Source organism: Peptacetobacter sp. AB800 (assembly GCF_047807365.1).
Taxonomy (GTDB): domain Bacteria; phylum Bacillota; class Clostridia; order Peptostreptococcales; family Peptostreptococcaceae; genus Peptacetobacter.
Genome location: NZ_JBLOUI010000002.1, coordinates 25,283 through 44,785, shown reverse-complemented (window position 1 = coordinate 44,785; position 19,503 = coordinate 25,283). Strand labels below are relative to the sequence as shown.

The 19,503-nt window shown below is 31.3% G+C and carries 18 protein-coding genes; all 18 read right to left on the bottom strand.

The features are described from left to right. Positions 1-654: 654 nt before the first annotated feature. The 18 genes from ACK2WN_RS01435 to ACK2WN_RS01350 all read right to left on the bottom strand — a co-directional run bounded on the left by ACK2WN_RS01435 (position 655) and on the right by ACK2WN_RS01350 (position 19,332). Positions 655-1,458, bottom strand: coding sequence for a DUF169 domain-containing protein (locus ACK2WN_RS01435; protein WP_416154598.1), 804 nt, complete (start codon positions 1,456-1,458; stop codon positions 655-657). Between the two features lie 25 nt (positions 1,459-1,483). Next, positions 1,484-2,935 carry a Na+/H+ antiporter NhaC gene (nhaC, locus tag ACK2WN_RS01430; RefSeq protein WP_416154597.1) on the bottom strand — a complete coding sequence of 484 codons (1,452 nt, stop codon included), beginning with the start codon at positions 2,933-2,935 and terminating at the stop codon, positions 1,484-1,486. Positions 2,936-3,245: 310 nt separating this feature from the next. After that, positions 3,246-3,986 (bottom strand): copper homeostasis protein CutC, encoded by a 741-nt coding sequence (locus ACK2WN_RS01425; RefSeq protein WP_331683476.1) that lies wholly within the window; start codon positions 3,984-3,986, stop codon positions 3,246-3,248. A 172-nt stretch (positions 3,987-4,158) separates the two neighbouring features. Next, positions 4,159-5,265, bottom strand: a complete 1,107-nt coding sequence (locus tag ACK2WN_RS01420) for a Sapep family Mn(2+)-dependent dipeptidase (RefSeq protein ID WP_416154596.1) — start codon at positions 5,263-5,265, stop codon at positions 4,159-4,161. Beyond that, positions 5,266-6,222, bottom strand: coding sequence for a N(4)-(beta-N-acetylglucosaminyl)-L-asparaginase (locus ACK2WN_RS01415; RefSeq protein ID WP_201416272.1), 957 nt, complete (start codon positions 6,220-6,222; stop codon positions 5,266-5,268). 63 nt (positions 6,223-6,285) lie between these two features. Then, positions 6,286-6,807, bottom strand: a complete 522-nt coding sequence (locus ACK2WN_RS01410; protein ID WP_300529939.1) for a GrdB-related putative oxidoreductase — start codon at positions 6,805-6,807, stop codon at positions 6,286-6,288. Positions 6,808-6,827: 20 nt separating this feature from the next. Then, positions 6,828-8,174 (bottom strand): PTS sugar transporter subunit IIC, encoded by a 1,347-nt coding sequence (locus tag ACK2WN_RS01405; protein WP_300529941.1) that lies wholly within the window; start codon positions 8,172-8,174, stop codon positions 6,828-6,830. Between the two features lie 160 nt (positions 8,175-8,334). Then, a complete protein-coding gene (locus tag ACK2WN_RS01400) occupies positions 8,335-8,655 on the bottom strand; it encodes a PTS sugar transporter subunit IIB (protein ID WP_118549935.1) in 321 nt (106 codons plus the stop codon). Positions 8,656-8,668: 13 nt separating this feature from the next. Next, on the bottom strand, positions 8,669-8,989 hold the full coding sequence (locus tag ACK2WN_RS01395; protein WP_300529944.1) for a PTS lactose/cellobiose transporter subunit IIA: 321 nt from the start codon (positions 8,987-8,989) through the stop codon (positions 8,669-8,671). An 85-nt stretch (positions 8,990-9,074) separates the two neighbouring features. After that, entirely contained in the window at positions 9,075-9,671 is a 597-nt protein-coding gene (locus ACK2WN_RS01390; protein ID WP_300529946.1) for an RDD family protein, read from the bottom strand. Between the two features lie 62 nt (positions 9,672-9,733). After that, positions 9,734-11,629, bottom strand: a complete 1,896-nt coding sequence (locus ACK2WN_RS01385) for a BglG family transcription antiterminator (RefSeq protein WP_416154595.1) — start codon at positions 11,627-11,629, stop codon at positions 9,734-9,736. 312 nt (positions 11,630-11,941) lie between these two features. Beyond that, positions 11,942-13,129 (bottom strand): MalY/PatB family protein, encoded by a 1,188-nt coding sequence (locus ACK2WN_RS01380; protein WP_416154594.1) that lies wholly within the window; start codon positions 13,127-13,129, stop codon positions 11,942-11,944. A 5-nt stretch (positions 13,130-13,134) separates the two neighbouring features. After that, positions 13,135-14,205, bottom strand: coding sequence for an aminopeptidase P family protein (locus tag ACK2WN_RS01375; protein WP_416154593.1), 1,071 nt, complete (start codon positions 14,203-14,205; stop codon positions 13,135-13,137). Between the two features lie 24 nt (positions 14,206-14,229). Beyond that, a complete protein-coding gene (locus ACK2WN_RS01370; RefSeq protein WP_300529953.1) occupies positions 14,230-15,558 on the bottom strand; it encodes a PTS sugar transporter subunit IIC in 1,329 nt (442 codons plus the stop codon). A gap of 33 nt (positions 15,559-15,591) precedes the next feature. Further along, the gene (locus ACK2WN_RS01365; protein WP_300529954.1) at positions 15,592-15,924 is read right to left on the bottom strand and encodes a PTS sugar transporter subunit IIB; all 333 of its coding nucleotides are present in this window, start codon (positions 15,922-15,924) and stop codon (positions 15,592-15,594) included. 146 nt (positions 15,925-16,070) lie between these two features. Beyond that, positions 16,071-16,379, bottom strand: coding sequence for a PTS lactose/cellobiose transporter subunit IIA (locus ACK2WN_RS01360; protein WP_300529955.1), 309 nt, complete (start codon positions 16,377-16,379; stop codon positions 16,071-16,073). 19 nt (positions 16,380-16,398) lie between these two features. Further along, the gene (ypdE, locus tag ACK2WN_RS01355; RefSeq protein ID WP_300529957.1) at positions 16,399-17,442 is read right to left on the bottom strand and encodes an aminopeptidase; all 1,044 of its coding nucleotides are present in this window, start codon (positions 17,440-17,442) and stop codon (positions 16,399-16,401) included. A 3-nt stretch (positions 17,443-17,445) separates the two neighbouring features. Continuing rightward, positions 17,446-19,332, bottom strand: coding sequence for a BglG family transcription antiterminator (locus tag ACK2WN_RS01350; RefSeq protein ID WP_416154641.1), 1,887 nt, complete (start codon positions 19,330-19,332; stop codon positions 17,446-17,448). Positions 19,333-19,503: the final 171 nt, after the last annotated feature.

Genomic DNA, 19,503 nt, shown 5'->3' with positions numbered 1-19,503 from the left:
ACAATACCTATTCTTTTTCATTTGTCATAATTTTGAAAAAACTTAATTTTAACTTTGATTTTTTTTGAAACAATTTGAAGTATTACAGTTTTTATAAATATATACAACTTGTCACTTTTTGCAAGTTGTTTATACTTAAAAATTCTATTATCTGAATATTACTTCTTTTATCTTTTTAGCTATTTTTTTATCAATCAATGCTTTTTCTATTAATTTAAACCATAATTCTTATTCTTTTGTATACAATTTAGATTGTTTTTAACTGTATCTATAGATTTTACAGCATAGATACAAATCACTTTAGCCCCTCTTAGATATTTTTTTAACTTTTATTTCTTAAGCCTATATAAAATTCTCTTTCTAAAAATAGCTTTTATACTATTCAGACAATTCTAGCTAATAACTTTTACTTATCAATCGTAAAATATTAATACAATTCTTGTTTTACTAATGTCTTTTATTTAACCCTTATTAAAATTTATAAACTCAAAATATTTATAAAAATTATATACAGAAGTTCTTAGATTAAAATATCTAGAATTAAAAATAATATTCAAGATATTTTATAATGTTATTGCAATTGTTTTACGATTTATCCCACAAAAAAAGAGAGATTTATTCTCTCTCTTTTTTAGTCAGCCTATTATTAGTTTATTACTTTCTCATTTCTTTTACCATATTATCATAGTTATCAAGTCTTTCACCATAACTATCTTTCATATCAAATTCACATTCTATTCCTACTTCTTTTAATCTTTCTGATATAGCAACTTTTTCTTTAGGGAATTCTACTGGATTTATTGTCATAAATACACCATGAGCTACATTATTAAACATTTCTCTAGGCATTGAAATACCAATTTCTCCTTCAGTAAAAGCACCATATTTTCTAGCCCCTTTACAGAATAATGTAAGATTTATATCATTATTGTAGAATGGTTTTGAAATAATATCTCCACACATAGCCTGATTTCCTATAAAACTTATATTTTTAGGTGCTCCATAATAATAAGCATATCCCTGCATTATTCTCATAGCCTGTCTAGTATTACAAACAATAAATACCAAATCTGCGTTGTCTAACTCTGTTAATGGAGCTATTTCTATGCCATATACATCTTGTTCTAAATAATGTACACTTTCAACTATCGAACGGGAAACTGATTTGCTATTATATAAACCACAAGCTGCATAACTTTGACCTGAAGAAATTGTTATATCTGGTTTTGTTATACCAAGAGCAAATCCACCATATGAACAAAGTATATGTTTTTCATCAGCTTTTAAATGTTTCCCCTCAAGTCCTCTTCTACATAAAAGACATATACTTCCTTTCATTTCTGGGACATCTAATTTATCATATTCACTTTTAAATTCTATAAAACGAGCCGCTGCTACATTTCTTTCTAAATTTAATATTAAATGCAAATATTTAAAAGCATTATTTTTATCTATCATATAAAATCCTTCTTTCTAAAAAATATTAATCAACAATTATATCATCAAATTTTCTTTTTCCTTTATTAAGTTTATTATTCCAAACAACACCAATTCCCATATATGACATTATTAATGAAACTAATGGAGAAAGATAATTTAAAAATGCATATGGAGCAAATTCTAAACCAGAAACTCCTAGTGTAGAAAGACAGAATGCACCAAATGTAGTCCAAGGCATCAATGGAGCAAGCATCAATCCACCCTCACTTACTAATCTAGCTAACATTGATCGATTTAGTCCTCTTTTATCAAATTCATTTTTATAAACAGAACCATTAAGTATAAATGATAAATAAGCCTCTCCAAGACTAGCTGTTGAAATAAATGAACTCATTAAAACTACAAAAGAAAGAGAACCTACTGTGTTAATTTTTTTCAATAGACCTGAAACCAATGCATTTAGATAACCACATTTATCTAAAAGACCTCCCATACATATAGCTAAAAATGCTATTGAAAATGTATTTAGCATACTTTGAAGTCCGCCTCTATTTAAAATAGGATCAACATATTCTGAACCAGTTTCAATTACAAACCCAGAGTTTAAAGCTTCTATACAATTAGAAATAGTTTCACCTTGGAAAATTACAGATATAATCATTCCCGCAAATATTGCAATCGCCATACTTGGTAAAGATGGATATTTCTTAAATGATAAAAATAGAAGTATTAGCATAGGTAATAAAACTATAGGATTTAAATTAAAGTTCTGTGCTAGAACAGACTGTGTTTCTTTTATTATTTCATAATTTATATTTGATCCTGCAAACTTAAATCCAAGAACAGCAAAAAGTACAAATGAAATAATATATGCTGGAAGCATAGTAGTAATCATAGCCTTGATTGTATCGTATAAATCTGCTCCACATGACATAGATACTAAGTTAGGTGTATCAGATACAGGTGACATCTTATCACCAAATGCAGCACCAGAAACAATCATAGCTGCTGTAATAGGAAGTGGTATTCCCATTCCTTGACCAAGAGCAATTAAAGCTATACCAACAGTACCAACTGTACCCCAAGATGTTCCTGTGCAAAGTGCTGTTATACTACATAAAAGCAATCCTGCTGGTAGAAATATCTTAGGGCTTATTATATTAAGTCCATAATATATAATAGCTGGAACTGTACCCGACATCATCCATGATGCAATTATACCACCTATAGCTATGAAAAATAATAAACCAAATGTACCATTTTTAATACTTTCAGCCATTATATCTATAAGTTCATTAAATTTATATTTAAGCTTTAAACAACTTATTAAACAAACTAAAGTAATAATAAGTATTAAACACGCAGGGATAGAAATAGTTTTTAACCACATTACCCCAACAAACATAATAGAAATTATCATCAATAGTATCGCTACTGAAAGTCCAAAAGTTGCTGACTTATGAATCGAAGAATTATTGTTTATTTTTTCCCCCATTATTCTTTCTCCCTTTTTTATTACAATTTTTACATGCATGCGTCAATATTATACACCAAAAATCATACTAAAGCATTATTTTTTGTGTATTATACAAAATAACTATATTTTACTGTATTTATATTGATAAAACAAATACTTGTATACTGTTATCTTGAAACTAACTTATAGGCTAATACTAAAACTTAGTGTTCTGTAGTCCACAGTTTAATTTCATATAATAATCTAAATAATTTTACTACAGATTAATAACATGCCCGTCATACCAAAAAAGGACTATTGCAAATTATCGCAACAGTCCCTATGTTTTTTATAAATTTTCTATCATATTTTTAACTAGTTCGTATGACACTACATCGTAATTCATTTCATTTGGTGCACTTGCATAAGAGTAGCTTACATTATTCTTATGAGTTGTTGGATCTTCAACCCAAGCCTTACAAGAACTATGAACCTGGTTTATTCCTGTATAATCCATTATTTCATCCATATTTCCTACATTAACTCCACTACCTGCAAGTATTTCTATTTTGTCGCCGTATTTTTCTTGAAGATTTTTTATTACTTCTTTTCCTTCTATAGCTTTTGGCTCCAATCCACTTGTAAGAACTCTATCTATTCCAAGCTCGATTAAAGTTTCCATAGTTTTGTATGGATCTGCTACACAGTCAAAAGCTCTGTGGAATACAGCTTCTCCGTTGTATTCTTTTATTATTTTTACAATCTCAGCAGTTTTTTCTTTATCTACTTCTCCATCTTCAGTTAAAAATCCAAACGCTAAACCATCTGAACCATTTTTCATAAGAAGCTCTGCATCCATCTTCATCACTTCATAATCTACATCGCTGTAGTGGAAGCCCGCACCTCTTGGTCTAAGCATTGATATAACTGAAAGATTTGTATTCTTTTTAGTTAATACTAGTGTAGCTAAAGAAGGTGTAAGTCCTCCTAGATGTAACGCACTGTTTAACTCTATTCTCTTTGCACCTGCTCTATCTGCATTGTATGCATCTTCATAACTTCCGCAGCATATTTCAACTATTTTTTCCATTTTATCAAATCCTATCTATTAAATAATAATCCTTATTTTGACGTAATCCGTCGTTTTTAACTTGCGTGTTTCTGGTAACCTTTAAATCAAATCTTTTTTACAATCAACCTTTAAATAATCTTTTATATACTTTTAAAATAATCCTCTAAATAATTTTAATAACTAAACAATCCTATATATTGGCTAAGTAATATATACCTAGTCCGTATATCTTAGCATTTGATATTAAGTCTTCTACCTTCATCCATTCATTTGGAAGATGTCCTATTCCCTTCTGTCCAGGGAAACTTGGCCCAAATGGAACAATATTAGGCATTAGTTTTGCATATGTTCCGCCAGTTGTTGTCACAGGAGTTCCGTCAAGTCCTGTAACCAACTCATACGCATTCTGAAGACTTCTAACCATATCGCTGTCTTTTTCAAATCTAACTGGAGTATAATGGCTTACGCATTTTACTTCCATTCCATTTGATTTTTCCTCTATTGTACTTATTATCTTCTCTACAGTAAGTCCCACAGGATATGAGAATGTTACAGAGAAAATAACTTTGCCGTCCTCGTATCTTAATTTATAATTTCTCATTTCATTTACACCAAATTCTTCGCTCTTATAATCAAGACCTAAGCTTTCCGCATTTGGCTTAGCGTTCATAAAGTATGTATTTACAAACGCAAAGAATTCAGCTATATTTTTTTCTTCTGTTGAAATTTCTACAACAGCTCTACCTCTTTCTGCATATACAACTGGGTATTTGCAGTCTGGTGTCCATCCCATTACAGGTGGTTTTTCTTTTTCTAAGTAGTATTTTAAATCTTCAAATCCTGTTTCTTCATCGCATCCAAAGATTATTCTGACCGGTCTTTTTAATTCTACATTTAACTGCTTTATTGCATATAAAGCGTATAAACAAGATAGTATCGGTCCTTTATTGTCTAATATTCCTCTTGCGTAAATATATCCTTCTTCTTCATGCGCACTAAATGGATCGTGTTTCCAGCATTCTCCAACTGGAACAACATCTAAATGACCTATTATACCTATATAATCGTCACCTTCTCCATACTGTGCCCATCCAATGTAATTATCAAGATTTCTAGTTTCAAAACCTAAGCTCTCTGCTAATTTCAATGTTTCATCTAAAGTTAAGGCTATATCCTTACCAAATGGAGCATTTTCTTCGGCTTTTGTTTCGACACTCGGCATCTTGACAATCTTTTTAATTCCTTTAATCATTTCTGATGAATTTTTTTCAATCTGCCGAATTATCTTTTTTTCCATTTATTTTTCCTCCAATGGTGCAGTTCTTGTTTTCATGTAGTTGTCTAACCATTCCTGGCTAGCTACTTCATGTACACATTTACCATCTACATTTTTAGTTAAGTATACTATTGGTTCCTGTCCTTCTGTAGCTACTGCAAATGAGAAACCTTCTATATTTGTAGCAACTCCCCATTCTCCTTTGTTGTTCATAGCTATTAGAGATAAATCTCCTGCTTTTCCTCTTCTTTCTATTAATTCTTTGTTTAAGTCGTTTACTGCTATTTCACAAGCTTCCTGAGGATGTTTTCCTTCTTTCATAAGTCTTACTATTTCATAAGATATACATCCTTTCATAAGGTCTTCACCTAATCCTGTTGCACTTGCTCCACCTATTTTTGAATCAACATAGAATCCTGATCCAGATATTGGAGAATCCCCTACTCTACCTTTTCTCTTCATGAATAATCCACTTGTAGAAGTAGCTGCAGTCATTTTACCATGAGTATCTAGACAAACCATACCTACTGTATCATGTCCTGAATATGGGCTTATTTCCTGCTGTTTAACTTCTTTAACTCTATTTTTGTAGTGTATTTTTGCTCTATCTGTTAGCATATTTTTTCTTTCGAATCCTTCTTTATGAGCAAATTTTTCTGCTCCTTCTCCAACTAACATACAGTTTACTTTTTCATGAGATAATCTTCTAGCTATTGATATTGGATTTGCGTAGTCTTTTATTGCTGCTACTGCACCTATATCTAATGTATCTCCATCCATGTATGCTGCATCTAGTTCTACTTCCATTTCTTCATTTGGAAGTCCACCGTATCCTACTGATTTGTAGAATGGGAAGTCTTCTACTTCTTTTATTGCTGTTTCTATTGCATCCCCTGCATCAGCACCTTCTTTTAGCATTTTATCTGCTTCTGTTATTCCTTCTACTGCCATACGCCATGTTGCTATTATTCCCCACATGCTCTTACCTCCTATATTATACAGAAAGGATGCCTAAAAAAGCATCCTCCCCCATTTTTTAATTTAAAAACAATATTTTGATACTATTTCTGAACAATCATCGCCTTCGTGCATAGCTTTTGCTAATTCACACATAGCGTCTAATGATTCATTTAATCCAAATCCACCTTTTTTAGGTGTTTTTATTATATGCACTTTGTCTTTGTACTCAGCTATTGTTTCTTCATTTTCTACTGACATAGCTGCAAATGCTTTTGCTTCTGTTGTATTGTTTATGTCGTTAGCTACTCTAGCAGCCATTTTTCCATATCCTAAGTAGTTTAAACATGGTCCACACATTACAACATCTGCTTTTAATTTATTTACCATTGCGCAAAGTTTTCTACTTACTTCATCTGGATTAGCAGCATAAGTACCGTCACCGCAGTAAAGACAAGCTATTACCTTTCCGCCTATTTTCTTTAAAGACTGTTCCATCATTACAGCAGGACCTATTACTTCTTTTTTAGCTCCTAGTGGCACATCATGGTCATCTTTTATACCTGCACCTGACTGTATCTGATCGTAAATCATTATAATTCTCATATTAATTCATCTCCTAAATCTTATAGATCGTCGAATGATAGGTCATCTAATGATATATCTTCATCGTCTTCTTCAACGTTGCTCATTTCTTCCTGTAAGTACTGTTTGTCTAGTATTTTTATGAATGGCATGTATATAAATACACCTAATACTAGAAGTAATGCCTGAAGTATTGCTCCTACCCAGTTTGTAGCAAGGAATCCTGATATTACAAGTGGTGTTGTCCATGGTATATTAACACCTGAACATATTGGAACAAAGTTCATCGCCATTGCAAAGTATGATATTACTATGTTTATAGTTGGTACTAATATGAATGGTACTAACATAGCAGGGTTTAAAACTATTGGTAAACCGAATAATATTGGTTCATTTATTCCGAATATACCTGGTACTAATGACATTTTACCAAGATTTTTTATACGTTTTGATTTACAGAATAATAACATTGCTATTACTAGTGATAATGTTGAACCTGCACCACCAAATGTTGCAAATAAATCCTGGAACTGCTGGCATATTATATGATGTTCTCCAGCTACGTTTCCTGCAGATAAAGTCTGAAGTATTGGGTTGAATACTGCACCAACAACAGATCCACCATTTACTCCGAAGAACCAGAATATATGTAAGAATATGTAAGCTATTACCATTGCTCCTAAAGTATCTCCAAGGTTTAGAAGTGGAGTCTGTAAGAATTCGAATATTATCTGGAATACATCTGTTCCCATGTATCCGAATATTAAGTTAACAGCAAAGAATATTATCATAACTACTGCTGCTGGTATTAAAGCTGCAAATGATTCCTCAACTGTTGGAGGTACACCTGCTGGCATTTTTATTGTCCAACCTCTTTTTTCAACAAATGTATATATATGTACTGATATGAATGCACAGAATATACCAACGAAAATACCTTTAGCTCCTAGCCATCCTAGAGGCACACCAGTTAAACTAACTGCCTGAGCAACACCATTTACATCAACTTCACCAGTTACTGTATATGGCATTATTAAGAACCAAGAAACTAATGCTGTTGCAGCACCGAATAATTTATTCGTACCTAATTTTTCTGCAAAAGAATACGCAATACCCATAACTGCAAATACCGCCATTATTGTGAATGTAGCATCTGCTGGTTTTGCTATATAACTTGCTAAAGTCCGTCCAGTTGCCTGATTTACAACTGTTCCTTCAAGAAATTCTATCCATGCTGGGATAGGGAAGTTTGCTATTAATAGGAATATAGATCCACCTATTAATAGTGGTGTTGATAGTAAGAACCCATCACGAATTGACATTAAGTATTTGTTACGTCCTATAGCTTCTGCTAAGGGCATTAAAACTTTTTCAAGTTTTTTCATCATAAGCCTATCTCTCCTTTTTAATTTTTGTGTTTTGATTTTTGTGTTTTGTTGTTTTGTATTTTGATATTGTTTTTAATTTCTTACCTTTTGCTACTTCATTTTACTTTTTTAACTTTTGTGTTTTATTTTTGTGTTTTATTGCTCTGTAAACTTTTACTAATTATTTGTTTGATTTTATTAATTTTATAGCTGTTTTTAGAACTTTTTCTCCGTTCATCATACCGTAATCTCCCTGATCTATAAGAGCTATTGGTACATTTAATGAGCTATACTGTGCAACTATTTCTTCGTACATGAATTTTATCTGAGGCCCAAGTAGTATACAATCTGGACAATCATTTTTTAATATATCTCCCATCTGTGGATAAGGGAAAGCTGCAACTTTTATTGGTAAATTGTGGCTATCTGCTACTCCCTGCATTTTACTAGCTAACATACTAGTTGACATTCCGTTACTGCAAAATAAATAAACTTTTTTCATTTTATATATCCTCCTATTTTTCTAACGCTGCTATACGTTTATTTAACTTGATTATTTCTTCAGCCATAAGTTTAGCTGTTTCTGCTGCCATTAACTGATCTTCGGCATGCATTAATAATATATTTATATTTACTGATTCTCCTGCAGCTTCTTTCTGTATTAAACCTGCATGAGCTTTATGTCCTTCTAAGAACACTTTCTGTCCTTCTTTTATAATTTCTTCAGCTTTTTCAAATTCACCTTTTTCTGCTAATCTCATTGCTTCTATATAATTTGATTTAGCAGTCCCTACTGCTGATATAATCTGAAAACTTATTAATTCTAATTCATTCATTAACTTTACCTCCACTTTCTATAATGCTATTATACTAGGCAATTGATTTCCTATGACTGTACTCACATTTCCTAAACTTAGGAAATTATTTACACATAACTACTCTAGTACTTCCTATGTAGTCGTGAATTGCCTTATGATCTTTAGTAAATATAACCATACCAGCACTTACAACACATACTGCTAGACCAACATACATTAATCCAGATACTATTTCTATACCTGTTAATAATGTAAATACCTGATGCCATATTGCACTCGCTGTCACTAAAGAACCTTCCACCACTATTATTCCTACTAACTGTCTTAGGAACATATTCTTAAATGTAATTTCTTCTTCATCATCTTTTACTATTTGGATTTTACAAATTTTCTTACCTAAAGTCTGTCCCTTTGTAATCCATGTCGGAACAGCTACAAAGTAAAATAAAGCAAACACAAAACCTAAACATCCCGCTATTAGACCATAATTTTTAGGAAATTCTAGTATATTCTGCTTAAGCACACTTCCAAAAAGCTTCTGAGATATCATAGCTATTGGAAAAGCTGTAACAAGACCACCTAAATACCAATCTATTAAATAACTTAAAAATCTTCTTGTTAAAGGCACATCTTCGTATCTTTTTTTAGTACTTTTATCTATTTTTTTAACTAAATTGCTCTTTTTATTTTTCTTACTCATATTTCCTCCTATTAATTTTCTACATTTATAATATGCTTATTCTAATGCTTCCTTTTTTATCCCTACTCTAACACTTCTTTCATAAAGTCGTCATAGTTGTTTACAGCCAGAAGTCTAGCCAATTTTTTTGAATCAGTTACCGTATTTGATAACCATTCAAAGAATATCTTCAATAAACTATTGTCTGTATCTCTTATTCCAAGAAGGATTATCAATCTAACATCGAAATCCCCCCATTTTACAGGCTTATCTAACACCATAACAGAAAGACAAGATTCTTTTGTTGATACTTCCATTGAATGAGGCACCGCAAACCCATAAGAGAACGATGTGGCAGACATACTCTCTCTTTTAAATACATCTTCTGTATATCTCTCATCAGCTAAATCTTTCTCAACAAGCTCATTGCATAGCTTATTTATTATCTCATCTGATGATTCATATGTTTCATGAACATGGAATAAATCTCTTCTAATCATCTTTCTTACCAAAATTTTAAACTCTGAGCTATATCTTTTCTTATCAAGCTGATTTAAAAGCTGGAATATTTTACTCTCATCTTCATAATTTAAAAACAGACTTATCTGAATTGTAGGCACATCTAAATTATGCTTAATCTGTAAAGTAGTTATTATAAAATCTGGTTCGTATTCCATAACCTGACTTTCCTCAAAGAACGTAAACATCTTAACTACTTCCATCCTATCTCCAAAGCGGCTATTTAATTTTTCAATACACGGTTTTGAAAGCATCTGATTGTGCGGCATAATCATAACTGCTCTATATTTCTGCACACTGTCTATTCTCTCATATGCAGCTCCAAGATGTAGCGCTAAAAACTCTATCTCTGACTCGTCTATTACATATCCTGTGAATTTTTCTATAACCTTTGCTGAATGTATCGCCATTTCAAATACTAAAGGATATTTACGTTTAATTTCCTTTAAATATAAATTTGTAACATTGACCTTGTTTCTCTGTCTTTCTATAAGTGACCGTATATGTGTTTCAAGACCAACTTTTAAATCCCAATCCTTAGAAAAATCAACCCCAAAATACTCGGCAATCTGTTCTATTAACCGGTCTATAAGTCTTTTAACCTCTTCCTTATTATTATTTGACTTTCTATAATTTCCTGAACTCTTTCCTAAAAGAAGAAGTGAAAATCTTTTAACTTCGTCATCTACTATCTCAATATTAAGAAGCTTGCTCACCCTTTCAAAAAATTCATAAGACACATGATACTCAGTGCTTTCCATAAGTCTTTCGTCGATATCACTTGTAAGGTAGTTGTGATTTATAATTCTCTCAATCGCAATACCTGCGTGCATCATAATCATAGGAAATGTAGTTTCCCTTATCTTGTAGTCGTACTTCTCACAAACTTCCTCAAAAATATCTTTTATCGCAAGAAGATCAAAATCTGTCCAAAAGTCAGCTATAGAATTTAAGTTCATAAAATTACCATGAGTTTCCTCTGTAAGAAGATACTTATATAACTTTCTCTTATCTATCTCCTCGCCCTCAAGTCTAATATGATTCTTAGATCTAATCAGCTTTAAACTAGGATAATTCTCTATAATCTTTCTTATCTTCTTTAAATCGTTGTCTATAGAATATCCACTAACAAAAACTCTCTCTTGCAGCTGAATCAAATTAATCTCCTTATTTCTAAACAGCAACTCCTGAATAATCCAAATACATCTCTCATGTGCTGTCTGCGGAACAATTTCCTTAACCTCTATATCCTGCTTATCCAAAAGAATCTCGTCTATATGATACCCTGCTCTCCTATTAGACTCTATAAGCTGACAATCATAGTATTTATTTATAGCTTCAATATCTGAGCGAATAGTTCTATCGGTAACATTAAGAATCTTTGCAATCTCTTTTCCTGTCATCCAATTATTTGAATCACTCAATATATTTATAACATTCATCTGCCTATTGCTCAGCATACCTATCATCCTTTCCCAGACTTAATTTATATTAGTTATTTATATATATTCATTACTTTTACTAATTTTTATTTTGATTTTTATAAATTCACTAACTTTTTTTTACTCTAGTTCCTATATTAATAATATACTAATACCTTTTCCTAATCTACTATTTCCATTTCCTAACAGACAGGAAAATTCCTAACTCATTAGGAAAAATAAATTCTATATTCTCATAAAATTTACTATATAACGTCCTATTTTTAATAATAAATCTACAAAAAAAGAGACTATTGTAAATATACAACAGTCTCAATGAATTATTTAGAACTAACAAAATAGATCTTCATATGTATTTTTAATTCTATTTAAAGCTTCATTTAATGTAGCTCTTGGGCATCCGATATTGATTCTTACGAATCCTTCTCCGTCCCGTACAAAATAACTTCCAACTACCATAGTTAGATTAGCCTTTATAAAGAAGTCTCTCATTTCTTCTTCATTTGTAAATATTTCTCTAACATCTATCCAAGCAAGGAATGATGATTCTGATTTCATAACTTTTGCTTTAGGCATATTTTTTTCGAAAAAGTCGTAAACTATTTCGAAGTTTCCTGCAACATATACAGTCATCTGATCTAACCACTCTTCACTTTCATTGTAAGCTGCTACTATAGCAGGAACAGCAAACACATTTGGAGAAGTTATTGAGTTGCTTTTTAATCTAGTTAATAAAGTTTCTCTTACTTCTTCGTTTCTTATTACAACATAAGAAGTTTTAAGTCCACCTAGGTTAAATCCTTTATTAGGTGAAACACATACTATACTGTTTTCATGTATTTCAGGATGTGCATTCCATAAAGATGTAAACTTACTTCTATCAAATACTATATCTCTATGTATTTCATCACATACTAAAAGTACATTGTATTTTAGACATAATTCTGACACTCTATATAATTCATCTTTTGTCCATATACGACCAGATGGATTCTGTGGGCTACAGAAAATAAATACTTTTATATTATTAGATTTCATTTGTTCTTCCATATCTTCAAAATCTAAATAATATCTATTATCCACTAATTTTAATGGACTGCAGTATAACTGTCTGCTGTTGTTTTCTACAGCTTCAGCAAAAGGATCATATGCTGGTGTATTTATTAATACTCCCTCTCCTTCCTTAGTATATGCCTGAACTATATAATGAAGAGTTGATACTGTACCAAAAGTAAGTTTTATCCATTCTTTTTCTATATCTACATTGAATCTTCTTTTATTCCAATCTATTACAGCATCGTAGAAATCGTCGCCTACAAATGTATAGCTGTAATCTCCAACCGCTGCTCTTTTTGCGATTGCTTCTTTTATAGCTGGTGAACATTCAAAATCTATATCCGCTAAATCCATAGGAATAGCATCTTCACCTAAGCCGAATTTTTCTTTTAATACATGGTTACTCCATTTTCTACAGTTACCTTCTTTTCTATTTATTACCTTGTCAAAATTATATTCCATATTAATTACTCTCCCAATATTATAAATTCTTTAGTTGTTTTATTAAGCGAAACACCTTTTCCGTCTATTATAACAACATCATCTTCTATTCTAACCCCACCTACATTAGGTATGTAGATTCCTGGTTCACAAGACATAACCATTCCTTCTGTTAGAATATCTTTACTTCTCTGGTTTAGTGTTGGAACTTCACCATCTCCTAGACCTATTCCATGTCCTAGGCCATGATTGAAATATTCACCAAATCCATGCTCTTCTATAATTTGTCTAGCCACGCCGTCGACTTCACTTGCCTTTGCACCTTCTTTAATAGCTGCAATAGCTGATGTCTGAGCTTCTAAAACAACATCATATACTTTTTTAATAATTTCAGGAGGCTCTCCTATAGATATAGTACGAGTCATATCTGATTGGTATCCTTCATAAACAACACCAAAATCTATTGTTATTGCTTCATTTCTTTTTAATTTTTTTGTTGTCGGTCTTCCATGAGGCATTGCACCTCTATCACCTGAAACAACTATTGTTTCAAAAGACATTCCACTTGCGCCTTTTTTAAGAGCATGGTATTGAAGTAGAGCTGCTACCTCTAACTCTGTCATACCTTCTTCTATTACTGAAATAACTTCACTAAATACTTTATCTGTTATCTCGCATGCTTTTTTGATAAGAGCAATCTCATCATCTGATTTGATTGCTCTTGCTTTTCCAAGTTCATTTGTCAATAGAGTAAGATCTAATCCTGCTTCTTTTAACCGGATGTAATCCTGTATAGTCATAGCCTGGCTTTCTATTGCGAGATTTTTTATATTTAGTTCTTCTAATAATTCTAATATACTAGGTATATAAGACCCCTGTGGTACAACTTTTTTAATAAATCCAGTTGTTCTCTTGTCAGCTTCATCTATGTATCTTCCATCTAAAATCTGATATTTTGCATCTTTTGTTATAAGTACATAGACTCCACTTCCAGTAAGTGCACCGACATATCTCTTATTGTTTTTTCCTTTTATTAAAATTGCTTCTGTGTTTAATTCCTCTATTAAATCTCTTAGTTTTTTTACTCTATCGTTCATGGTTTTTAGTCCTCTCTATATAAATTAGAAGTCTAAGTCTAAATCTCCAAGTAAATCTTTATCTTCACTTGAGAATATATCTTTTGTTTCTTCTACTTTTTTAGCTTCTTCAACTTCTTCCTGGCGTTCCATAATCTTGAAGAATGGCCAGTATAATGCAACTGATAATACTAACTGTAATGCATTGACTAATATTGTTCTCCAGTCACCGTTTGTTAAGAATCCTTCTAAGAATACTCCAACGTATGGTGGGTCGAATATTGGTTTATCTAATAATCCCCAGTGCATTAAGAACATTGGTAATGTACCTATTATAGCTCCACCGAATACATGTGGTATGAACATCATTGGGTTTAGTATTATTGGAGCACCGAATAGTATAGGTTCATTTATACCGAATAAAGCTGGGAATAATGAAACTTTACCGATCTGTTTGTATCTTTTGTTTTTAGATAGTAAGCATGCTACTACACATCCTATACTTATACCACATCCTGTGAATCCGAAGAATGCACTTGATGTTCCTGCTGTATAGAAGTGAGGTAATGCCTGTCCAGCCTGCATAGCTGCTATATTTTCTGCTATAAATGTAACCATTATTGGTCTTGTTATTGGACTGAACACTGATGAATGTATTCCGAAGAAGAATATGAAACATATAGCAAAGTTTAATCCAAGAACAGCCCATGGGTTATCCATAGAACCAACTAATGGAGCTAAGAATCTAGTAAGTATCTGTGGTGGTAATTCACCGAATATTGTTAATGATAAGAATCTTGCGACTATAAAAGTTCCACCAACGATTATACTTGTTGGTATTAACTCGAATGATTTAGATACGAAATCTGGTACGCCTTCTGGCATTTTTATTGTAAGGTTTTTAACTTTACAGAAGTTGTATAATTCTACTGAAAGTAAACCTGCTATCATACCTGTAAATAGCCCTTTAGCACCTAAGTTACCTAGGTCTAAAGCACCTTCTGGAGTTATATCTGCAACTAAGAATAAGAATGCGAATGTTGCAAGAGTTATACATCCTGGAATATATAATTTATAATGATTACCTAGGTTATAAGCTATACACATACAAGCATATAAACCTATTAAACCTATTGAAAGTGTTACTGGTAAATCTAATATTGCCGCGTTATTTAATATAAACTGGCTTACTGGGTTGTTTTCCCCAATCATATTTGGTAAAGCTGGAAGTACTGCGAATAAACTTCCTAGTATTGTGAATGGTGTCATCGCAACCATTCCGGCTTTTATCGCACTTAAGTGTCTCTGATTATCTACTTTATGTGCTAATGGCATAAAATACTTATTCATAAATGCTTCAAATTTAGCAAACATATATTCAATCTCCTTTTTTATTCTATTTAATTTTTATTTTCCCATCTGATGTTTTTTGTAAGTTACTAGAGCTAATTTCATAACTGTTGCTCCGTCCATTTTTCCGTAAACGTCTTTATCTATTACAACATAAGGTATATTTCTTGGTTCGCATAAAGATGCTATAAAGTCAGTTTTATGAGAAACCTGAGGTCCTATCATTACTATATCCCAGTTGTCTATTTCACTTTCTAGTGAATCTGCTGGTATAGCAGTGAATGCGAAATCATCTTCGTTTAATTTAGCACTTTCTTTTACTACCTTTTTCATATTCTGCATAAGCATGTTTGTTGAAAATCCACCTGCACAACATAATAATATTTTCATAACTATTATTCCTCCTAAAATTTTGTTTTTATTTTTACTGGATTTTTTTATATTATTTATATTTTAAAAATATAATTAATTTCTAATTTACTTTTGACAAATTTATCTTTCTGATTTATTTGTTTCTAATTTTTTAAGTTCAAATCTTATTCTTCTTCGAAAATATTTATAACTGCTTCTATTATGTCTTTAGCTAACTGAGAAGTCATGTAATGGTCCTGAGCGTGAACCATTAATAAGCTCATTTCTGGGCTTTCCATATCTTCATTTAAGTCCCGTGTTATAAGCTGAGTCTGTATATTGTGAGCTGCTACATCTATTTCTCTAGCTTCTTTTAATAAAGCTCTTGCTCCATCAAAATCTCTTGTTTTAACTTTTTTTAATGCTTCAAAAGCTTTAGCTTTACTTTCCCCTGCTGTAGATATAAGTTCCATTATCTGCATTTCTGTTGACATTTTTTAAAATCTCCTTTTTTTAACCAAATTTTCTTATTTTATTATATTTTTCTTTATCTAAATCTAAAATTAATTTAGTATATAGCTCTATAGTATCTTCAAGATCTTTATTACTTACTATTGAGAATGCACAGTGTCCGTATCTTACTGGTATACAAGTAACAACTGCTGCCTTTCCTTCATTTACTAGATGAGCCTCACCTGCATCAGTTCCTCCTGACTGGAACATATCGTGCTGTAACGAAATATCGTTTGCCTCAGCTACATCAATAACGTAATTAACTAATTCCTTGTTTGGAACTAAAGTTCTGTCTCTATGCATAAGCATGATACCCTTATCTATCTGTTTCTGATTTGTGTAATCTCTTACAAATTCATTTTTTGCACATGCAACATCTATTGCGAATACTATGTCTGGGTTTACGAAATAAGTAGCTGTCTTACCACCTCTTATTCCAACTTCTTCACTACTTGTAGCTGCAAAATGTACATTACAGTTTAAATCTTCTTTTTCTAGTCTTTTTAAAACTTCTCCCATAACAAAGCATCCTAATCTATCGTCAAATGCTTTACCAACTAATCTATTTGGTAGGTCGAATTTTTCAAATTCAGTTGAGTATGTAACCATATCTCCAACTCTTATCCCTAGATTTCTTACTTCTTCTTCTGTATAAGCACCGATGTCTGCGTATATATTTTCTGCTTTTCCTTCATTATAAGTAGCATTTATTATAGCAGGTATTTTCTTACCTTCTCTTGTTGTTATTCTTACTCTCTGCGTGAAATGGGCTAAAGGTTTAACACCACCTATATTTATAAGGTGTATCATACCTAATTTATCTATACTTCTTACCATAAATCCTACTTCATCCATGTGAGCACAAAGCATTATGTTTGGTAGGTCTTCACTTTTTATTTTTGAAAATATTATACTTCCTAAACCATCATATTCTACTTTATCACTATAACCTTTTAATTCGTCTAGCATAACCTTTCTAACTTCGCCTTCATTAGAAGCTATGGCGTCTGCTTCAGACAATTTTTTTAGAAAATCTATATTCATCTTTTATCCTCCTATATATATTTTCAATTTATATATAAATTCTTCATAAGACTGAGATTTATTTAGCATATCCACTATTTCATCACTAGACATTACCTTATCTAAGTATTTAGATATCTGTCTATGTAGTTCTAGATCTCCTTTTTTAAGAGAAACCATAAATATTACCTTTGGAGTTTTTCCTTCACTTTCAATATCTGTCTGAACAAGAGCAACAGATATTAAGTTTTTATTTCCTGTCATCTCTATTGGATGAGGTATTGCAACTCCATTTTTATATATAGTACTTAGGCAAGACTCTCTTTCCCAAACATCATCTGGGAATGTTGGAGAACAAGCTCCTTCATCTACAACATCCTGTGCCATAGTGTATAGAACATCTTTGTAATCCATCTTATCTATTACACATCTAAAATGATTTTTGCTAAATAAGCTTAAAATATACTCCTTAGGATTATTAGCACTTTGCATATGGTCTACAAACATCACACTTTCTTTAATGTTCATATTGTCCAGCTCATCCAAAATTTCGTTTATTAAAATTACCGGAGCATCTATTTTAAATCCTAGCTTTGTTATAGAGAAAATTAAATCTGGTTTAAACTCTATAACCTCTTCTTCATCTAATAATGAGAAGTTTTCTATTATCGCATTTCTAAAAATCTCAGTTAATCTAAGCTTTATTAAAAATGCACTTCCTCCTCCAGATGAACAAACTATTGCTATTCTGTATTTCTTATCAAAGTTGTTCTTTTCTCTCTTTTCAAAAGGAACCGCTATATGAGTAGCTATAAATCCTATTTCATTCTGATCTATTTCTATATCATATTCCTGCTCTATCCTTTTTGATAACTGTATGGCTAAGTTAAAAACTGTAGGGTATTGTTGACTTATTTTTACTGAAAATGGGTTTGATATACTTTGATTATTTTTAGACCTTTCTATTAAAGCAGCTACATGTAAATATAGAAGCTTTAAAAACTCTTTATCTTCTAAAAAACTTGTACTGTATCTCTTGTCCACTTCTTTAAAGTACTCATATATAACTTCCTCTAACTTGCTTTTATCTATTGCAAGAGAAGCAGCTTTCTTATCTTTTGTTTTTTCTCTTATAAGTCTTTTTAGGTAATCATTTTCCCGAGGTGTAAAATAATATCTATTTTCATCAAAGATTCCACTTAATATGCCTTCTAATACTTCATCCTCTTCTTTTTTATCTATCATATATACATCAGAGCTTTTTCTTAAGCTTGTCTTTATATATAGGATAACTAACTGTGATAGTATTTCTTCCAGCTCGGTTATATTTACCTCTAGTGAATATTCATTGAAAATATTTTTTATAGTAGATTTTATATTGACTATCTTAGCTTTACTTACATATGTCATTTTATATTTCATAAAATTTCTATTTTTCTTTACATAAAGCTCTCTGATTAATTTTTGAATTGAATCTATCTGACCTTCTACCTTTAATCCATAATGAGGTTTTCTATCTAACCTCAAATCGTATTTAAGTAGCCTATCATCTATCTTTTTCAAATCATTTTTTATCTGGGATGTACTCACTAAAAACTTATCACTCAAGCTTTCAATTGTTTTGTATCCATCCTTTAGCAATAATTCCACTATAATTGAATCCAATCTTTGTTCCGGACTTTCAACTATATAATCGGGTAATTTTTCTAAGTAAGTTTCAAACTTATTCTTATCTGTTATTTTAAGAATATAACCTAACCTTGTTTTGTATTCCAAACAAAATCCGTTACGCTCATAATCTTTTTCCATATTCTTTATATCGTTTCTTATGGTTCTTGTTGAAACTCCTAATTTTTCTGCAAAATAATCTAATTTTAAGTATCCATCGCTATTAATTAGTTCTTCAAGAATAATACGTTGTCTGATAAGATCACCCCCTTAATTAGTTGTGTCCTTTGTCTTTAAGGTTATTATATTAAAAACATATCCTTTACAAAAGACGATTTTTTTCATTACATATCTTGAAATTTGTATCTCATTACATTTAAAGTTATTCTAAATTAAATTAAATTTTATTATTTA

What these genes read in the sequence shown, in the direction of transcription:
- ACK2WN_RS01435 (WP_416154598.1), bottom strand. Translation starts at nt 1,458, where the DNA reads ATGATAGATAAAAATAATGCTTTTAAATATTTGCATTTAATATTAAAT.
- nhaC (WP_416154597.1), bottom strand. Translation starts at nt 2,935, where the DNA reads ATGGGGGAAAAAATAAACAATAATTCTTCGATTCATAAGTCAGCAACT.
- ACK2WN_RS01425 (WP_331683476.1), bottom strand. Translation starts at nt 3,986, where the DNA reads ATGGAAAAAATAGTTGAAATATGCTGCGGAAGTTATGAAGATGCATAC.
- ACK2WN_RS01420 (WP_416154596.1), bottom strand. Translation starts at nt 5,265, where the DNA reads ATGGAAAAAAAGATAATTCGGCAGATTGAAAAAAATTCATCAGAAATG.
- ACK2WN_RS01415 (WP_201416272.1), bottom strand. Translation starts at nt 6,222, where the DNA reads ATGTGGGGAATAATAGCAACATGGCGTATGGCAGTAGAAGGAATAACA.
- ACK2WN_RS01410 (WP_300529939.1), bottom strand. Translation starts at nt 6,807, where the DNA reads ATGAGAATTATAATGATTTACGATCAGATACAGTCAGGTGCAGGTATA.
- ACK2WN_RS01405 (WP_300529941.1), bottom strand. Translation starts at nt 8,174, where the DNA reads ATGATGAAAAAACTTGAAAAAGTTTTAATGCCCTTAGCAGAAGCTATA.
- ACK2WN_RS01400 (WP_118549935.1), bottom strand. Translation starts at nt 8,655, where the DNA reads ATGAAAAAAGTTTATTTATTTTGCAGTAACGGAATGTCAACTAGTATG.
- ACK2WN_RS01395 (WP_300529944.1), bottom strand. Translation starts at nt 8,989, where the DNA reads ATGAATGAATTAGAATTAATAAGTTTTCAGATTATATCAGCAGTAGGG.
- ACK2WN_RS01390 (WP_300529946.1), bottom strand. Translation starts at nt 9,671, where the DNA reads ATGAGTAAGAAAAATAAAAAGAGCAATTTAGTTAAAAAAATAGATAAA.
- ACK2WN_RS01385 (WP_416154595.1), bottom strand. Translation starts at nt 11,629, where the DNA reads ATGCTGAGCAATAGGCAGATGAATGTTATAAATATATTGAGTGATTCA.
- ACK2WN_RS01380 (WP_416154594.1), bottom strand. Translation starts at nt 13,129, where the DNA reads ATGGAATATAATTTTGACAAGGTAATAAATAGAAAAGAAGGTAACTGT.
- ACK2WN_RS01375 (WP_416154593.1), bottom strand. Translation starts at nt 14,205, where the DNA reads ATGAACGATAGAGTAAAAAAACTAAGAGATTTAATAGAGGAATTAAAC.
- ACK2WN_RS01370 (WP_300529953.1), bottom strand. Translation starts at nt 15,558, where the DNA reads ATGTTTGCTAAATTTGAAGCATTTATGAATAAGTATTTTATGCCATTA.
- ACK2WN_RS01365 (WP_300529954.1), bottom strand. Translation starts at nt 15,924, where the DNA reads ATGAAAATATTATTATGTTGTGCAGGTGGATTTTCAACAAACATGCTT.
- ACK2WN_RS01360 (WP_300529955.1), bottom strand. Translation starts at nt 16,379, where the DNA reads ATGTCAACAGAAATGCAGATAATGGAACTTATATCTACAGCAGGGGAA.
- ypdE (WP_300529957.1), bottom strand. Translation starts at nt 17,442, where the DNA reads ATGAATATAGATTTTCTAAAAAAATTGTCTGAAGCAGACGCCATAGCT.